The 15,196-nt window shown below is 65.6% G+C and carries 16 protein-coding genes; 8 read left to right on the plus strand and 8 right to left on the minus strand.

Translation table 11 applies throughout. From position 1 onward, the window contains the following. Positions 1–98 precede the first annotated feature (98 nt). Positions 99–653, plus strand: coding sequence for an RNA polymerase sigma factor (locus tag V6B15_RS09240; protein WP_334200905.1), 555 nt, complete (start codon positions 99–101; stop codon positions 651–653). Next, positions 650–1,024 (plus strand): DUF6768 family protein, encoded by a 375-nt coding sequence (locus V6B15_RS09245; RefSeq protein ID WP_334200906.1) that lies wholly within the window; start codon positions 650–652, stop codon positions 1,022–1,024. The genes V6B15_RS09240 and V6B15_RS09245 overlap by 4 nt, the downstream gene beginning before the upstream one ends. On the opposite strand, the gene V6B15_RS09250 is transcribed toward V6B15_RS09245, so the two are convergent. Together V6B15_RS09250 and V6B15_RS09255 are read right to left on the minus strand one after the other, a co-directional pair. After that, the gene (locus V6B15_RS09250) at positions 1,021–1,533 is read right to left on the minus strand and encodes a L,D-transpeptidase family protein (RefSeq protein ID WP_334200907.1); all 513 of its coding nucleotides are present in this window, start codon (positions 1,531–1,533) and stop codon (positions 1,021–1,023) included. The genes V6B15_RS09245 and V6B15_RS09250 overlap by 4 nt on opposite strands. Before the next feature lie 29 nt (positions 1,534–1,562). Continuing rightward, positions 1,563–2,852 carry an adenylosuccinate synthase gene (locus V6B15_RS09255; RefSeq protein ID WP_334200908.1) on the minus strand — a complete coding sequence of 430 codons (1,290 nt, stop codon included), beginning with the start codon at positions 2,850–2,852 and terminating at the stop codon, positions 1,563–1,565. A gap of 125 nt (positions 2,853–2,977) precedes the next feature. On the opposite strand from V6B15_RS09255, the gene V6B15_RS09260 reads away from it, so the two are divergent. Genes V6B15_RS09260 through V6B15_RS09270 form a run of 3 tightly spaced genes read left to right on the plus strand, consistent with a single transcriptional unit; the run spans position 2,978 to position 5,397 of the window. Then, positions 2,978–3,796: an aldo/keto reductase gene (locus tag V6B15_RS09260; RefSeq protein WP_334200909.1), complete on the plus strand. Its 819-nt coding sequence runs from the start codon at positions 2,978–2,980 to the stop codon at positions 3,794–3,796. 52 nt (positions 3,797–3,848) lie between these two features. After that, positions 3,849–4,799 (plus strand): oxygen-dependent tRNA uridine(34) hydroxylase TrhO, encoded by a 951-nt coding sequence (gene trhO / locus V6B15_RS09265; protein ID WP_334200910.1) that lies wholly within the window; start codon positions 3,849–3,851, stop codon positions 4,797–4,799. Continuing rightward, the gene (locus tag V6B15_RS09270) at positions 4,792–5,397 is read left to right on the plus strand and encodes a glutathione S-transferase (protein ID WP_334200911.1); all 606 of its coding nucleotides are present in this window, start codon (positions 4,792–4,794) and stop codon (positions 5,395–5,397) included. Before trhO ends, V6B15_RS09270 begins: the two co-directional genes overlap by 8 nt. Here V6B15_RS09270 and V6B15_RS09275 read toward each other — a convergent pair. The 3 genes from V6B15_RS09275 to V6B15_RS09285 form a co-directional block, all read right to left on the minus strand. Further along, positions 5,394–6,506, minus strand: coding sequence for an ATP phosphoribosyltransferase regulatory subunit (locus tag V6B15_RS09275; RefSeq protein WP_334200912.1), 1,113 nt, complete (start codon positions 6,504–6,506; stop codon positions 5,394–5,396). The two genes, V6B15_RS09270 and V6B15_RS09275, sit on opposite strands and share 4 nt — an antisense overlap. Positions 6,507–6,534: 28 nt before the next feature. Further along, positions 6,535–8,118: a phosphoglycerate dehydrogenase gene (serA, locus tag V6B15_RS09280; RefSeq protein WP_334200913.1), complete on the minus strand. Its 1,584-nt coding sequence runs from the start codon at positions 8,116–8,118 to the stop codon at positions 6,535–6,537. A gap of 96 nt (positions 8,119–8,214) precedes the next feature. Beyond that, positions 8,215–9,372 (minus strand): phosphoserine transaminase, encoded by a 1,158-nt coding sequence (locus V6B15_RS09285; RefSeq protein WP_334200914.1) that lies wholly within the window; start codon positions 9,370–9,372, stop codon positions 8,215–8,217. 245 nt (positions 9,373–9,617) lie between these two features. Here V6B15_RS09285 and V6B15_RS09290 point away from each other — a divergent pair, with 245 nt between their 5' ends. Then, positions 9,618–10,790: a glycosyltransferase family 4 protein gene (locus tag V6B15_RS09290; protein WP_334200915.1), complete on the plus strand. Its 1,173-nt coding sequence runs from the start codon at positions 9,618–9,620 to the stop codon at positions 10,788–10,790. 4 nt (positions 10,791–10,794) lie between these two features. Here V6B15_RS09290 and V6B15_RS09295 read toward each other — a convergent pair whose 3' ends face one another. Further along, positions 10,795–11,217 (minus strand): hypothetical protein, encoded by a 423-nt coding sequence (locus V6B15_RS09295; RefSeq protein ID WP_334200916.1) that lies wholly within the window; start codon positions 11,215–11,217, stop codon positions 10,795–10,797. Between the two features lie 73 nt (positions 11,218–11,290). Further along, positions 11,291–11,881, minus strand: coding sequence for a PadR family transcriptional regulator (locus V6B15_RS09300; protein ID WP_334200917.1), 591 nt, complete (start codon positions 11,879–11,881; stop codon positions 11,291–11,293). 141 nt (positions 11,882–12,022) lie between these two features. Here V6B15_RS09300 and V6B15_RS09305 point away from each other — a divergent pair, with 141 nt between their 5' ends. Beyond that, the gene (locus V6B15_RS09305) at positions 12,023–13,345 is read left to right on the plus strand and encodes a replication-associated recombination protein A (protein ID WP_334200918.1); all 1,323 of its coding nucleotides are present in this window, start codon (positions 12,023–12,025) and stop codon (positions 13,343–13,345) included. Beyond that, entirely contained in the window at positions 13,332–14,210 is an 879-nt protein-coding gene (locus V6B15_RS09310; protein ID WP_334200919.1) for a hypothetical protein, read from the plus strand. Before V6B15_RS09305 ends, V6B15_RS09310 begins: the two co-directional genes overlap by 14 nt. Here the strand turns inward: V6B15_RS09310 and V6B15_RS09315 are convergent. Beyond that, positions 14,207–15,148, minus strand: coding sequence for a glutaminase (locus V6B15_RS09315; protein ID WP_334200920.1), 942 nt, complete (start codon positions 15,146–15,148; stop codon positions 14,207–14,209). The two genes, V6B15_RS09310 and V6B15_RS09315, sit on opposite strands and share 4 nt — an antisense overlap. Between the last annotated feature and the right edge of the window lie 48 nt (positions 15,149–15,196).

Raw genomic sequence — 15,196 nt, forward strand, 5'->3', positions numbered from 1 at the left:
AGGAACAGGATGAGAACAAAACTGGATCACGTCAAGAAGGCGGGCAAAATTCCCGTTCGCGATTGAACCATTCCCCACCCTGCTGCGACTATCGGGTCATGGCAGTTATCGAAGCCTCATCGCCCGCTGCCGGACGGCTGTATGACGAATTGCTCGTCACGCTGGTGCAGACGGGCGACCGGCGCGCGGGTGAACGGCTGGCGATCCGCTGGCAGCCGCGTCTGGCAAGAACCGCGCGCCGGTTGCTGGGCGATGACGAGGCGGCGCTGGTCGCGGTACAGGAGACATGGCTGTCGATCCTGCGCAATATCGCAGGCCTGCGCGACCCGTCACGCTTCGCGCCCTGGGCCTTTGGCATCCTGCGCCGGCGCTGCGCCGACCGGATCCGACAGGCGCAGGCGGACCGCACGCGACGGGGAGAAAGCGAGGACGAGCCCGCGCTTCCCGCTGCGGCGGGCGACGCGCTGGCCATTCGCCAGGCTTTCGCCGCGCTGCCGGGGGACCAGCGGCTCGCCGCGCAATTGTTCTTCGTCGAGGGGCTGACCCTCGCCGAAATCGCCGAGGTGCAGGAGGTGCCGCCGGGCACCGCCAAGACGCGCCTTTTTCATGCCCGCCGCAAATTGAAGGCGGCCCTGTCCGGAGACGAAACATGACCGATATCGACACCCGTATCCGCGGTGCGCTCGACGCGGATGACGAGGCTTTCCTCGCCACGCTCGATCCCGACCGCGGAATGTTCCAGCAGATCGGCGACAGCATGCGCGGTCCGCTCGGCGGCTGGGCCAAGCTCAGCTTTGCCATTGCGATCGTGATCGGCGTGGCACTCGCCTATTCCTTCTACCGCGCGCTGACCTTCGCCAGCATGGAGGAACTGGTCGGCTGGGGCCTCACCTGTATCGCGCTGCTGGTAATGCAGGGCTTCCTCAAGGAATGGATGTTCGCGCGGATGAACATGCTGACGCTGCTGGCGGAAGTGAAGCGGCTCCAGCTGCAGGTCGCGCTGCTCGCTGACAAGCGCGGCTAGGGGCGGATCTCGATCGGCGTGCCATCGGGGATCAGACTCCACAGCTCGGCGATCTCGGCATTCGACAGCGCGATGCAGCCGTCGGTCCAGTCCCCCGGTATCCGCGTTTCATAGGGCAGGCCGTTGGGCTGGCCGTGGAGGAAGATCAGCCCGCCCGGCGACCGCCCGCGCGATCGCGCATAGGCGCGGTCCTGCGCATTGGGATAATCGATGTGCAGGCTGAGGTAATAGCTCGACTGCTCATTGCCATAGGTGATCGTATACCGCCCCTCGGGCGTGCGTTCGTCGCCCTGGAAGCGTTTGTGGCCCTGCGGCGCATCGCCATATTGCAGGCCCGAATAGGTGCGGATCGCCCGCCCGCCCTGATAGACCCACAGCTTGCGCTCGGACTTGTCGATCAGGACGAAATCGGCCCGCTCACCCGGCCGCGCCTGCTGCGCCTGCACTGTCGGCACCGGCAGCACAGCGGCGCAAAACAGGGCGGCGAGGAAGACGGCGAGAACGCGCATGGTGCCGCCACCATAGCGCGGATTTCTCATCAATCCATAAACGGATCGCGCATCAGGATCGTATCGTCGCGCTCGGGGCTGGTCGATACCAGCGCCACCGGCGTTTCGATCAGCTCCTGCACGCGCTGGATATACTTCACCGCATTGGCGGGCAGATCGGCATAGCTGCGCGCGCCTGCGGTCGATTCGTGCCAGCCTTCCATGCTTTCGTAGATCGGCTCGACCGCGGCCTGGTCGGCGGCATGGCTGGGGAAGTAGTCATAGACATTGTTCCGCAACCGGTAGCCGGTGCAGATCTTCACTTCGTCGAGCCCGTCGAGCACGTCGATTTTGGTCAGCGCGATCCCGGTCACGCCGCTGATCGCGCAGGTCTGGCGCACCAGCACGGCATCGAACCAGCCGACGCGGCGCTGGCGCCCGGTGACGGTACCGAATTCATGGCCGCGCTCGCCAATGCCCTTGCCCACCTCGTCGTCGAGCTCGGTCGGGAACGGGCCGCTGCCGACGCGGGTGGTGTAGGCCTTGACGATGCCGAGCACGAAGCCGGTGGCATTGGGGCCCAGCCCGCTGCCCGCCGCAGCCGTGCCGCTGACCGTGTTCGAGCTGGTGACGAAGGGATAGGTGCCGTGGTCGATGTCGAGCAGGACGCCCTGCGCGCCTTCGAACAAGATCTTGGCGCCGGCCTTGCGAACCTTCTTCAGCCGTTTCCACACCGGCTGCGCATATTTGAGCACGAAGGGCGCGATCTCGCGCAGTTCGGCGAGCAATTGCTCGCGGTCGACCGGCTCCTGCTCGAACCCCGCGCGCAGCGCGTCGTGATGCGCGCACAGGCGGTCGAGCTGGGGTTCGAGATGGTCGAGATGCGCGAGGTCGCACACGCGGATTGCGCGGCGGCCGACCTTGTCCTCGTAAGCCGGACCGATACCGCGCCCGGTGGTGCCGATCTTGCCCGATCCGGCGGCCGCTTCGCGCAGCCCGTCGAGATCGCGGTGGATCGGCAGGATCAGCGGGCAATTGTCCGCCACGGCGAGGTTGTCGTCATTGATGGTAACGCCCTGCGCTTCGAGCTTCTCGATCTCGGCCTTGAGCGCCCAGGGGTCGAGCACCACGCCATTGCCGATCACGCTGAGCGTGCCCGATACGATGCCGCTGGGCAGCAGCGAGAGCTTGTAGGTGGTCCCGTCGATGACCAGCGTGTGGCCGGCATTGTGCCCGCCCTGGAAGCGCACCACGGCATCGGCGCGGCTGGCCAGCCAGTCGACGATCTTGCCCTTGCCCTCATCGCCCCATTGGGCGCCGATCACGGTGACGTTGGCCATTCGATAGTTCTCGCAAATGTAAGGAAATCAAACGCCGCGGGCGTTAGGCTGATCTAAGGCACGGGGCAAGGCGCTTTGCCGGAAACATGGCGGCGCAAATCCGTTGGTACGGCAAAGGAGATCTTATGACCGATTATCCCACTCTCGCGCTCAATGACGGCCGCCAACTCCCGCAACTGGGCTTCGGCACCTACAAGATCGACGAGGACGATGCACCCGAAGCGGTGAAGACCGCTATAGATGTCGGCTACTGGCTGGTCGACACAGCCGCCATCTACCAGAATGAACGCGGGGTCGGCAAAGGCGTCGGCGACTGGTCCGACATCTTCCTGCAGACCAAGATCTGGAACGAAAGCCAGGGCTTCGAGCGGACCAAGAAGGCTGCCGACAAATGCCTCGAACGACTCGGCCGCGACCATGTCGACATGCTGCTGATCCACTGGCCCTGCCCCGAAAAGGACCTGTTCGTGGAGACGTGGAAAGCGTTCATCGAACTGCGCGACGAAGGCAAGGCGAAGTCGATCGGCGTATCGAACTTCCGCGAGCAGGACCTGCGCCGCATCATCGACGAAACCGGCGTCACGCCCGCGCTCAACCAGATCGAACTGCACCCCACCTTCCAGCAGCGCGAACTGCGCAAGCTGCATGACGAACTGGGCATCATCACGCAGTGCTGGTCGCCGCTGGGCCAGGGCGCGGGGATCGAGAACGAGACCATCGCCGCGATCGCCGAGGAAGCCGGCCAGCCCCCCAGCGCCGTGATCCTGCGCTGGCACATGCAGCATGGCCTGTGCCCGATCCCCAAGGCATCGAGCCGCGACCACATCGAAGCCAATTTCGCTGCGCTCAAGTTCACCCTCACGGACGACCAGATGGCGCGCACCGACGCGCTTGACGATCCCGAAGGCCGGATCGGGCCCGATCCGGGCGATTTCGAAGGGTAATATCGGCGGGGTGCGCCATGGCGGCAAGGCTGCTAATGGCGCACCCGTGACCATGACCGACGACCCCATCCGCATTGCCGCGCTGTACCAGTTTGCGCGTTTCGACGATCCGCGCGCACTTCGCGCCCCGCTGCTTGCGGCATGCGAAGCGAATGCCGTGCGCGGAACTTTGCTGCTGGCGAAAGAAGGCATCAACGGTACGATTGCCGGAACCGATAAAGGTGTCGAAGCGGCGCTCGACCACATCCGCGCGCTGCCCGGCTGCGCCGAGATCGAGATCAAGGAATCGCGCGCTGCGATCATGCCCTTCCACCGCACCAAGGTGCGGCTGAAGAAAGAGATCGTGACCATGGGCCAGCCCGATCTCGATCCGCTGGCCGGGGTCGGCACTTATGTCGCGCCCGAGGACTGGAACGCGCTGATTTCGGATCCGGACACGATCGTGATCGACACGCGCAACGATTACGAGGTGCAGATCGGCACCTTTGCAGGCGCGATCGACCCGCAAACCACCAGCTTCGGCGAATTTCCCGAGTGGTTTCGCGCCAAGCGCGCCGAACTGGAGGCGGAGGGGCACAAACCCAGGATCGCGATGTTCTGCACCGGCGGGATCCGCTGCGAGAAATCGACCGCCTTCGCGCGCGCCGAGGGGGTGGACGAGGTCTATCACCTCAAGGGCGGCATCCTCAATTATCTCGAACAGGTGCCCGAGCAGGACAGCCTGTGGCGCGGCGAATGCTTCGTCTTCGACGAACGGGTCAGCGTGGGGCACGGGCTGGCGGCGGGCACCCACGGCCTGTGCCGCGCCTGTCGCAGGCCGCTGAGCGAAGCCGACATGGCGCACGCCCATTTCAGCGAAGGCGTGTCCTGCCCGCGCTGCCATGACGAGCGCAGCGACGAGCAGCGCGCCCGTTATGCCGAGCGCAACCGGCAGGCGCGGCTCGCACGCGAACGCGGCGAGGAACACATCGGGCGGCGCGGCGAAGCAGAGCGCGATGGCTGAACCGGTCCTCTACAGCTTCCGCCGCTGTCCCTATGCGATGCGTGCGCGCATGGCGCTGCGGATCGGCGGTGCGTCCTACGAACACCGCGAGGTCGTCCTGCGCGACAAGCCGGCGGAAATGCTCGAGGTGTCGCCCAAGGGCACGGTGCCGGTGCTGGTTGCCGGACCGGGCGAGGTGATCGAGGAAAGCCGCGACATCATGCGCTGGGCGCTGGGGCGCAGCGATCCCGAAGGCTGGCTCGAGCGCGACGATCCGGAGTTGGTCGAAACCAATGACGGGCCCTTCAAGCACCATCTCGACCGCTACAAATACGCCGCCCGGTACGACGATGTCGATCCGGCGCAGCATCGCGCCGCCGCGCTGGACATCCTGCGCAGGCTGGACGAGCGGCTTTCGCAGTCAGCCTATCTGCGGGGCGAGACGCGCGGCTTCGCCGACGTTGCGATCTTTCCGTTCATCCGCCAGTTCGCCAATGCGGATCGTGAATGGTTCGATGGTCAGGCGCTGCCGCACCTTCAGACCTGGCTCGCAGGCCTGATCGATTCCCACCTCTTCGCCGGGATCATGGCCAAGCACCCGCAATGGGTGGCGGCCTAGAGCGGTTTGGGCTCGGTCCCGTCGAGCACATGCGAGCAGCCGAGCGCGCGCGCATCATCGCTGTCCGACACCGCTGCCACGGTCCGCCAGCCGATCGCCCGCAGGCGTGCGCCGACATCGCGGTCGTGGCCCAGCGGCAGGAACAGGATCTCGCGCTCATCGGCCTCGGGTCCGCCCAAGGCATCGAGCAGCGGATCCATATAGAGCGAGAAACCGGTCGCGGGTTCGTCGCTGCCCTTGATCGTATAGGTCCCCCCACGCCCCAGTGCGCCGCGCGCGCCCTCGCCATAGAGTGTGAAGCCGAACCAGCTCTGGTATTCGAACCCGTGCCGCTCGGTCGGGTCGAGCGTGACCCGCGCACGGTCGCCGATGGTCGCGGCAATTTCGCGCAAGCCCGTGATCCGGCTGCCCAGCGCGCCGTCCACATCTATCTCCGCCAGCGTGTCGATCGCCTGGTCGAACGGGCCGGTGGCATAGAGCAGCGGGAGGTAGGCCTCGCCGCCTGCGTCGCGCAGACCGCCAGCATCCTTGGTATCGAGCTCGCGGCGAACCGCGGCGCGGCGTTCGGCATCGAGCGGCAGCGTGTCTTCGGCCAGCGTATCGACCAGGTCGGGCAGGGTGAAATCGACCGAGATGTTGGCCACCCCTGCCGCCTTGAGCGCCGCGATCGCGACCGAGACCATTTCGCTGGCAGCGGCAACACTGTCGGTGCCGATCAGTTCGGCCCCCACTTGCAGCCGCTGGCGTGCCGGGTCGAGCTGGTCCGCGCTCAGCAGCGCGATATCGCCCGCATAGCACAGGCGCAGCGGACGCGGCGCGGACGCCATGCCGGTGGCGGCAATGCGCCCGACCTGAACGGTCATGTCGCTGCGTAGCGCCAGCGTGCGCAGGCTTTCGGGGTCAGTGAAGCGCACCATGCGGCGCGTCGCGACACCATCCATCCGGCCTGCCAGCGAGTGTTCGAATTCGACCAACGGCGGACGCACGCGGTCGTAGCCATGGCTGTCCATCGCATCGAGCATCGCGCGCTTGGCAGTGGTGATCGCGCGGGCGCGCGCCGGCAGCGCGTCTTCGAGGCCGACGGGCAGGAGGTCGTCTTGGGTAGTCATGATGACGCGCCCCCTGCCCTATCGTTTGTCAGAATGCCAGTGGCATCACGACCTTGACGCCTTCGAGCGCGCAGGCCTGCTCGACCACTTCGGGCGGGATCGGCGCATCGACGCTGAGCAGCACGGTGGCTTCGCCCCCGGCCTGGCGGCGACCAAGGTGGAAGGTGCCGATATTGATACCTGCCTCGCCCAGCAACGAACCGATCCGGCCGATGAAACCGGGCGCGTCTTCGTTGACGATATAGAGCATGTGGCCGTCGAGTTCGGCCTCGATCCGCACGCCGAACAGCTCGACCAGCCGCGGGGCATCGGCCCCGAACAGCGTACCCGCCACCGACCGGTCGCCCTGGTCGGTACCCACCGTCACGCGAATCAGCGTGTTGTAGACGCCTTCCTTCTCGTGTCGGATCGAGCGGATGTCGAGCCCGCGTTCCTTCGCCAGATAGGGCGCGTTGACCATGTTCACCGTGTCCGAATACTGGCGCATCAGCCCGGCCAGCACCGCGCCTTCGATCGGCTTGCCCGACAGTTCGGCCGCCGCGCCTTCGCGCTCGATCGAGATCTTGGTCAGATTGCCATGCGCCAGCTGGCCCAAGAGGCTACCGAGGTCCTCGGCCAGACCCATATAGGGGCGCAGCTTGGGTGCCTCCTCGGCGCTGAGGCTGGGCATGTTGAGCGCATTGGTGACGCCGCCATTGACGAGATAGTCGGCCATCTGTTCGGCCACCTGCAGCGCGACATTGACCTGCGCTTCGGTAGTGCTGGCACCGAGGTGCGGCGTGCACACGAAGTTGGGCTTGCCGAACAGCGGGCTGTCCTTGGCCGGTTCACTCTGGAACACGTCGAGCGCGGCCCCGGCAACCTGCCCGCTGTCGAGCGCATCGGCCAGCGCCGCCTCGTCGATCAGGCCACCGCGCGCACAGTTGACGATCCGCACGCCCTTCTTGGCCTTGGCGAGGTTTTCCGCCGACAGGATATTGCGCGTCTCGTCGGTCAGCGGCGTGTGCAGCGTGATGAAATCGGCCTTGGCCAGCAGCGTGTCGAGATCGGCTTTCTCGACCCCGATTTCGACCGCGCGTTCCTCGGTCAGGAAGGGATCGTAGGCGACGACCTTCATGCGCAGGCCCAGCGCGCGGCTGGCGACGATGCTGCCGATATTGCCCGCGCCGATCAGACCGAGCGTCTTGCCGGTCACCTCGACACCCATGAAGTCGTTCTTGGGCCATTCGCCCGCCTGCGTGCGGACATTGGCGGCGGGGATCTGCCGTGCCAGCGCGAACATCATCGCGATGGCGTGTTCGGCGGTGGTGATCGAATTGCCGAAGGGGGTGTTCATCACCACCACGCCCTTGCCGCTGGCGTAGGGGATATCGACATTGTCGACGCCGATGCCCGCACGGCCGATCACCTTGAGATTGGTCGCAGCATCGAGAATCTCGGGCGTGACCTTGGTCGCGCTGCGGATGGCGAGACCATCGTACTGGCCGATCACCGCCTTGAGTTCATCGGGCGTCATGCCCGGCTTCACGTCGACATCGCAGCCGCGCTCTTCGAAAATGCGCGCGGCGTTCGGGTCCATCTTGTCGGAGATGAGGACTTTGGGTTTGGTCATGATTTTTCTCTCGTCATCCCAGCGAAATCTGGGATCGCTTTCGATTTGATCGGAGCGAGCGGATAGCGGTCCCAGCTTTCGCTGGGACGACGCCAATTATGCCGCTTTCACCTGCTCGTAGGCCCACTCGATCCACGGCAGGAGACGCTTGAGGTCTTCCTGCTCGACCGTGCCGCCGCACCAGATGCGCAGGCTCGGGGGGGCATCGCGATAGCCGTTGAAGTCGTAACCGACATCGCGTTCCTCGAGCAGCTTGACGATCTTCTTCGGCACCGCCGCCTTCTCGTCATCAGGCAGGCTGTCGTACCACTCGCCCTGGAAGACGAAGCACACGCCGGTATTGGTGCGCTTGGCCGGGTCGGCGACCATGTTGCGCAGCCAGGGGGTCGTCTCGATCCAGTCGAGCACGATCTTGGCATTGGCATCGGCGCGTTCGAACATCGCCTTGCGCCCGCCCATCGCCTGCGCCCATTCGAGCGCGTCGATATAGTCCTCGGTCGCCAGCAGCGACGGCGTGTTGATCGTCGCGCCTTCGAAAATGCCGGTGTTGATCTTGCCGCCCTTCTTGAGGCGGAAAAGCTTGGGCAGCGGCCATTCGGGGTCGTATTCCTCGATCCGCTGCACCGCCTTGGGGCTGAGGATGAGCATGCCGTGCTGCGCTTCGCTGCCCATCACCTTCTGCCAGCTGTAGGTCGTGGCATCGAGCTTGGCCCAGTCCATCTCCATCGCGAAGACGGCGCTGGTGGCATCGTTGATCGTCACGCCTTCGCGGCCCGGCGCCAGCCAGTCGGTGTCCGGGATCTTGGCGCCCGAAGTGGTGCCGTTCCAGGTGAAGACGACGTCATTGTCCTGCGGGATGCTCGCAAGATCGGGAATCTCGCCGTAATCGGCGTCCATCACTGTCAGCTGCGGCAGCTTGAGCTGCTTGACCGCATCCTGGATCCAGACATTGCCGAAGCTTTCCCATGCCGCGACGGTCGCCGGGCGATCGGGGCGTAGCATGGTCCACATCGCGCATTCGAGCGCGCCGGTGTCCGATGCCGGCATGATGCCGACGAGGTAATCCTCGGGTACGCCGAGCATTTCCTTCGACAGGTCGATGGCATGTTTCAGCCGCGACTTGCCGAGCGCGCTGCGATGCGAGCGGCCGAGCGATTCGGTTTTGAGATTGGCGGCAGACCAGCCCTTGTGCTTGGCGGTCGGTCCGGACGAAAAGAAGGGGCGCTCGGGTTTGAGCGTAGGTTCGGCAGTCATGTATTCTCTCCTTGCAGAGAGCTCGCGCGGCGTTGGGACCGCGTGGCCCGCCGCCCGCACTAATGTTGCGCCGCAGCAAGTCAATGCGAAATAGCTATGCATCGGTGAAGCGCCTTTGCGACACGACCGGCGCCCTCGCCCGACCGGCTAGCTCGGCGGCGCGTTTTGCGCGTCTTTCCAGTATCGTACGCCCGGCCCATGCGGCGGATGGACGGCATCGGACAACTTCCCTAAAGCCGCGCGCAATGGATGTGACCGATCTCCGCATCGCGCTTTTCAGCGGGAACTACAATTATACCCGCGACGGGGCCAACCAAGCGCTCAACCGGCTGGCGGACTATCTGCTGCGCCAGGGCGCTGCACTGCGGGTCTATGCCCCGGTGGTGGCCGAGCCCGACTTCCCGCCGACGGGCGATCTCGTCGATGTGCCCAATGCCCGCATGCCGGTGAAGGGCCGCGGCGAATATCGCCTGCCCCTGCGGATCGACGCCAAGGTGCGCGCGGACCTGGCGGAATTCGCGCCCAATATGCTGCATCTGTCCTCGCCCGATCCGGTGGCGCATGGCGCGCTCAAATGGGCGCGCGAGCGCGATCTGCCGGTGCTGGCATCGGTCCACACCCGGTTCGAGACCTACCCGCGCTATTATGGGCTCGGCTTCCTCGAGCCCGCGGTCGAGGGTATCCTGCGCCGCTTTTATCGTCGCTGCGATGCGCTGGTCGCGCCCTCGCAGAGCCAGATCACCGAATTGAAGGCGCAGGAGATGCATGACGACATCTCGATCTGGTCACGCGGGGTCGATCGGACAGTGTTCGATCCATCCAAGCGCGATCTCGAATGGCGCCGTGCGCACGGTCTTGCCGATGACGATGTGGCGATCGTCTTCCTCGGCCGGCTGGTGATGGAGAAGGGCCTCGACGTCTTCGCCGAGACCATCGTGCAATTGCGCAAGCGGCAGGTGCCGCACAAGGTGCTGGTCATCGGTGACGGCCCGGCGCGCGGCTGGTTCGAAAAGGCGCTGCCGGGCGGCATCTTCGCCGGGTTCAAGACCGGCAAGGAACTTGGCCGGGCGCTCGCCAGCGGCGACATCTTCTTCAACCCGTCGATCACCGAAACCTTCGGCAATGTCACGCTGGAGGCGATGGCCTGCGGGCTGCCGGTGGTGGCCGCGGGCGCGACCGGCGCCGCGAGCCTGGTCAAGGAAGGCGAGACCGGGCGGCTTGTCGCGCCGGGCCGGCCCGAAGTGTTCGCCCCGGCCTGCGCCGATGCGCTGGCGCCTTATTGTCTGGATGACGCGCTGCGGCTCGCCCACGGCGCTAATGGCGAGCGGGCGGCGCGCGCCTATTCCTGGGATGTCATCAACCAGGCCGTGGTCGATACCTATCTGCGCCTGCTCGAAGCGCGCACGGCCGCGCGCTAGGCCCTCAGCGCAGCACGCCAGCCGCGCCCATCCAGCGCGAATACCACAGCGAGAACAGCGTCGAGATCCAGATCGCCGCCATCAGCCCGGGGTTCTGGAGGCTGTCGGGGATTTGGGACACGACCAGTTCGAAATAGGTGGTGGCGATCAGCCCGATGGTCGCCACGACGAAGGCGGCCAAGGCCAATTTGCGGCGCAGCAGCAACAGGACCGAGCCGGTGAAGGCGCCCCATACTCCCAGCGCCCATGCCGCATCGGCCCAGACCGGGAAGCCATCGAAATAGGCGATCTGGTCGGGGGTCATGCCCAGATCGGCCAGACTTCCCGTTTGCGTCATCGTATAGCTGTAGCAGCCGATCGCATTGAACAGCAGCGTCGCGATGCCGACGACCCACAAATGCCACGGCGTTTTGATTGCCTGTTCCATCGAACTCTCTCCCCAAATGAGACCCGCGAGCGAAGCCTAACGCTTCTCCCGCGGATCACCAAATGGGTCGGGGTCAGAGCCGTTCGATCTTCTTCGCCAGATCGTCGACCAGATCGACGATTTCCTGCACCGTCTCCTCATCGAGCTTGCCCGAGCGGGCGCGGTTCTTGAGCACATTGGCGAGATTGCCGACCGCGCGGAACATTTCCGGCGTGGCATAGGCGCGGCGATGCTCGCCATGGCCCGACAGGCGTTCGAACAGCGCCGCGACCTCATCGGCGCGCTCCTCCAGCTCGGTCCGGCCGGCGGCGGTGGCTTCATAGGCCTTGCGCGTCTCGTCGCCCGCAGCCTGCGCGATCGCGCCTTCATCCTCGAGCAGCGCGAGCGTGGGATAGATCGTCCCGGGGCTCGGCGCATAGGAGCCTTCGGTCAGTTCCTCGATCGCCTTGATCAATTCGTAGCCATGGCGCGGCTCGTCGGCGAGCAGCTTGAGCAGGACGAGCCGCAGCTCGCCCGACCCGAACATACGGCGGCGGCGACGGCCACCCCCGCGTTGGCCGAAATCGAACGTCCAGCCGGGACCGCCGAATTTCGCGGAAGCGCCATAGCCGTCGCGGCAATCGGCGTCCGCCATCATCGCCGCCACGAAGGGCCAACCGCCCATTCGGCGCATCCTGCGCCATTTGTGTGCCTTATGCATAATTATATCCTTGCAGTGTCTTCGATAGCTCTAAGATATATCTTAACGGTAGTTCTGCAAGAGGGCACTGCAAATCCTCGGCGAACACCCTATGTCAGCCGACCAATGGCCGATCTGTTTCCCGACGACCTGCCCCAGGCAGCCGCCCCCGACACCCTGCGCGAAGATGCACCGCTGGCCGACCGCCTACGCCCTGCAACTCTCGACGAGGTGATCGGGCAGGACCATCTGACCGGGCCCGAAGGCGCGATCGGACGCATGGTCGCCGCCGGCCGCCTTTCCAGCATGATCCTGTGGGGACCGCCCGGCACCGGCAAGACCACCATCGCGCGGTTGCTCGCCGACAGCGTGGGCATGCGCTTCGAAAGCGTCAGTGCGGTGTTCAGCGGTGTCGCCGATCTCAAGAAAGCCTTCGCCGCTGCCGACAAGGCCGCGCAGGCGGGCCAGCGGACGCTGTTGTTCGTGGACGAGATCCACCGCTTCAACCGCGCGCAGCAGGATGGCTTCCTGCCCTTTGTCGAGCGCGGCACGGTGACGCTGGTCGGCGCGACGACCGAAAACCCCAGCTTCGCGCTCAATGCGGCATTGCTCAGCCGCGCGCAGGTACTGATCCTCCAGCGGCTCGATCACGAGGCGCTCGGCCAGTTGCTCGACCGCGGCGAGACGCTGGAAGGCCCCCTCCCCCTCACGCCCGAGGCACGCGATGCACTGGTCGCCAGCGCCGATGGCGATGGGCGGTTCCTGCTCAACCAGGCCGAAACGCTCTACAATGCGCAGATCGAAGATCCGCTCGACCCGGCGGCACTGGGCCGGTTTCTCCAGCGGCGCGTCGCGGTCTACGACAAGGACCGGGAAGGCCATTACAACCTCATCTCCGCGCTGCACAAGGCGGTACGCGGGAGCGACGTTCAGGCCAGCCTGTACTACTTCGCGCGCATGCTGACCGCGGGCGAGGAACCGCGCTTCCTCGCGCGGCGCCTAATCAGGATGGCGGTGGAAGACATCGGGATGGCCGACCCGCAGGCGCTGGTGCAATGCATGGCGGCGAAGGACGCGTTCGAATTCCTCGGCTCGCCCGAAGGCGAACTCGCGCTGGTACAGGCCTGCATCTACCTCGCCACCGCTCCCAAATCGAATGCCGTCTACAAGGCGCAGAAGGGCTCGTTCAAGAGCGCGCGCGAGACCGGCAGCCTGATGCCCCCGCAGAACATCCTCAATGCACCGACCAAGCTGATGAAGGACATCGGCTATGGTTCGGGCTACAGCTACGATCACGATGCCGAAGAAGGCTTTTCGGGCGACGATTACTGGCCCGAGGAGATGGAGCCGCAGAGCTATTACCAGCCGGTCGAACGCGGGTTCGAACGCGAGGTAAAGAAGCGGCTCGACTATTGGGACAAGCTGCGGCGCGAGCGTGGGCAGGTTTAACCATTTCCTCGCAATCGACTGGTCCGGCGCCAAGGGGCCGGTCCAGAAAGGCATAGCGCTGGCGCTGGCCGATGCGGCTGGCGGCCCGCCCGTGCTGGTCGAGCGGGGCCGCGGCTGGTCGCGCGCCGATGTGCTCGCGCTGCTGCGCGAAGATTTGCCCGACGATACGCTGGTCGGGATGGATCTGGGGATTGCGCTGCCCTTCGCCGATTGCGGCGCCTATTTTCCCAAGCGCAACGTGCTGCTGCTCGATGCCCCGTCGCTATGGGCGCTGATCGACGATATCTGCGCTGGCGATCCCAATCTGGGCGCGCAGAGCTTTGTCGATCATCCCGAGTTCGCGCCCTATTTTCGCAACGGCAGCGATACGGGCGCGCATTTCGGCTGCGATGGCGCCGCGCATGGACGCGGACGTTTCCGGGTCACCGAACGCGCGCAGGCGGAGATGGGCTGCAAACCCTATTCGAACTTCAACCTCGTCGGCGCGGCACAGGTGGGCAAGTCGAGCCTGACGGGGATGCGGGTGCTGCACCAGCTCCGCGGGCGATTGCCGGTGTGGCCGATCGACCCGCTGCCAGAACGCGGCTCGGCACTGGTCGAAATCTACACCAGCCTCGCCGCGCTGGAGGCGGGACGAAGCGCCTCGAAAGCCAAGATGCGCAGCCAAGAGGAACTCGACGCGGCGCTGGCCCGCCTGGACAGCCCGGGAGTGGGCGGTGAGGGGCCGATCGACGACCACTCCTCCGACGCACTCCTGACCGCGGCATGGCTGCGGCGTGTAGCGGACGAACCGGGTCGCTGGACGCCGTCGGCGCTGACCCCCGAACTTGCACGGACGGAAGGCTGGACCTTCGGCGCGCTCTAGATTTCGGGCAATTGCCCGCTGAAGACCGACCAGCCGGTCCTCCGCGCGATTTCTGCCAATGCCTTGGCACCGAGCAAGCTCGTCCCCGCACGATTGAGCCCGGGCGACCAGACCGCGATTGCAGCACGGCCCGGAACGCTGGCGAGGATTCCCCCGCCCACGCCCGATTTCCCCGGGAAGCCGACTTCGAAGGCGAACTGGCCCGAATTGTCATAGTGACCGCATAGCAGCATGAGTGCATTGATGCGCCGTGCGCGGCTGGCGGAGCACATTTTCTGCCCCGTCACCGGGTCGGTGCCGTCGAACGCCAGGAACAGCGCACTTTCGGCCAGCTGTCGACAGCTCATCGAAAGCGCGCATTGGCGAAAATAGACCGATAGCACCTCTTCTACCGGGTTCAGCAGCCGCCCGAAATCGGCGAGGAACCACGCCAGCGCGCGGTTGCGTTCGCCCGCCTCGCTTTCGCTGCGCGCGACATCCTGATCGAAATCGATCTGCGGATTGCGGCCCATCCGCCGCAGGCGATCGATCAGGTCACGCACCGCCTCGTCCAATCCGCGCCGGCCGATGAAACGATCGGTGGTGACGATGGCGCCCGAATTGATGAAGGGATTGCGGGGTATGCCCTTCTCCTTCTCGAGCTGCACGATCGAGTTGAAGGCATCGCCAGACGGTTCGCGGCCCACCGCGTCCCACAGCGCCGATCCCTCGCGTTCGAGCGCTAGCGCCAGTGCAAACACCTTGGAGATCGACTGGATCGAGAACTTCTCGTCCGCATCGCCGGCGCAGGCGACCTGGCCGTCATCGGTCGCCAGCGCGATCCCGAACTTGCATGGATCGACCGCCGCGAGGGCGGGAATGTAACGCGCGGGCGTGCCCCCGCCGCGCTCATCCGCAAGGGCATTCCACGTATCGGTGACGATTGCCTGCAAATCCATGCGCGCCGCGATAGGCGGGGCCGGTGTACAGGGCAAATGGTGAAAGCA

Origin of the sequence: Qipengyuania sp. Mu-71, assembly GCF_036867055.1 — a bacterium.
Classification (GTDB): domain Bacteria; phylum Pseudomonadota; class Alphaproteobacteria; order Sphingomonadales; family Sphingomonadaceae; genus Qipengyuania; species Qipengyuania profunda.

Coding starts and splice junctions, on each gene's coding strand:
- V6B15_RS09240 (WP_334200905.1), top strand. CDS start 99: ATGGCAGTTATCGAAGCCTCATCGCCCGCTGCCGGACGGCTGTATGAC.
- V6B15_RS09245 (WP_334200906.1), top strand. CDS start 650: ATGACCGATATCGACACCCGTATCCGCGGTGCGCTCGACGCGGATGAC.
- V6B15_RS09250 (WP_334200907.1), bottom strand. CDS start 1,533: ATGCGCGTTCTCGCCGTCTTCCTCGCCGCCCTGTTTTGCGCCGCTGTG.
- V6B15_RS09255 (WP_334200908.1), bottom strand. CDS start 2,852: ATGGCCAACGTCACCGTGATCGGCGCCCAATGGGGCGATGAGGGCAAG.
- V6B15_RS09260 (WP_334200909.1), top strand. CDS start 2,978: ATGACCGATTATCCCACTCTCGCGCTCAATGACGGCCGCCAACTCCCG.
- trhO (WP_334200910.1), top strand. CDS start 3,849: ATGACCGACGACCCCATCCGCATTGCCGCGCTGTACCAGTTTGCGCGT.
- V6B15_RS09270 (WP_334200911.1), top strand. CDS start 4,792: ATGGCTGAACCGGTCCTCTACAGCTTCCGCCGCTGTCCCTATGCGATG.
- V6B15_RS09275 (WP_334200912.1), bottom strand. CDS start 6,506: ATGACTACCCAAGACGACCTCCTGCCCGTCGGCCTCGAAGACGCGCTG.
- serA (WP_334200913.1), bottom strand. CDS start 8,118: ATGACCAAACCCAAAGTCCTCATCTCCGACAAGATGGACCCGAACGCC.
- V6B15_RS09285 (WP_334200914.1), bottom strand. CDS start 9,372: ATGACTGCCGAACCTACGCTCAAACCCGAGCGCCCCTTCTTTTCGTCC.
- V6B15_RS09290 (WP_334200915.1), top strand. CDS start 9,618: ATGGATGTGACCGATCTCCGCATCGCGCTTTTCAGCGGGAACTACAAT.
- V6B15_RS09295 (WP_334200916.1), bottom strand. CDS start 11,217: ATGGAACAGGCAATCAAAACGCCGTGGCATTTGTGGGTCGTCGGCATC.
- V6B15_RS09300 (WP_334200917.1), bottom strand. CDS start 11,881: ATGGGCGGTTGGCCCTTCGTGGCGGCGATGATGGCGGACGCCGATTGC.
- V6B15_RS09305 (WP_334200918.1), top strand. CDS start 12,023: ATGGCCGATCTGTTTCCCGACGACCTGCCCCAGGCAGCCGCCCCCGAC.
- V6B15_RS09315 (WP_334200920.1), bottom strand. CDS start 15,148: ATGGATTTGCAGGCAATCGTCACCGATACGTGGAATGCCCTTGCGGAT.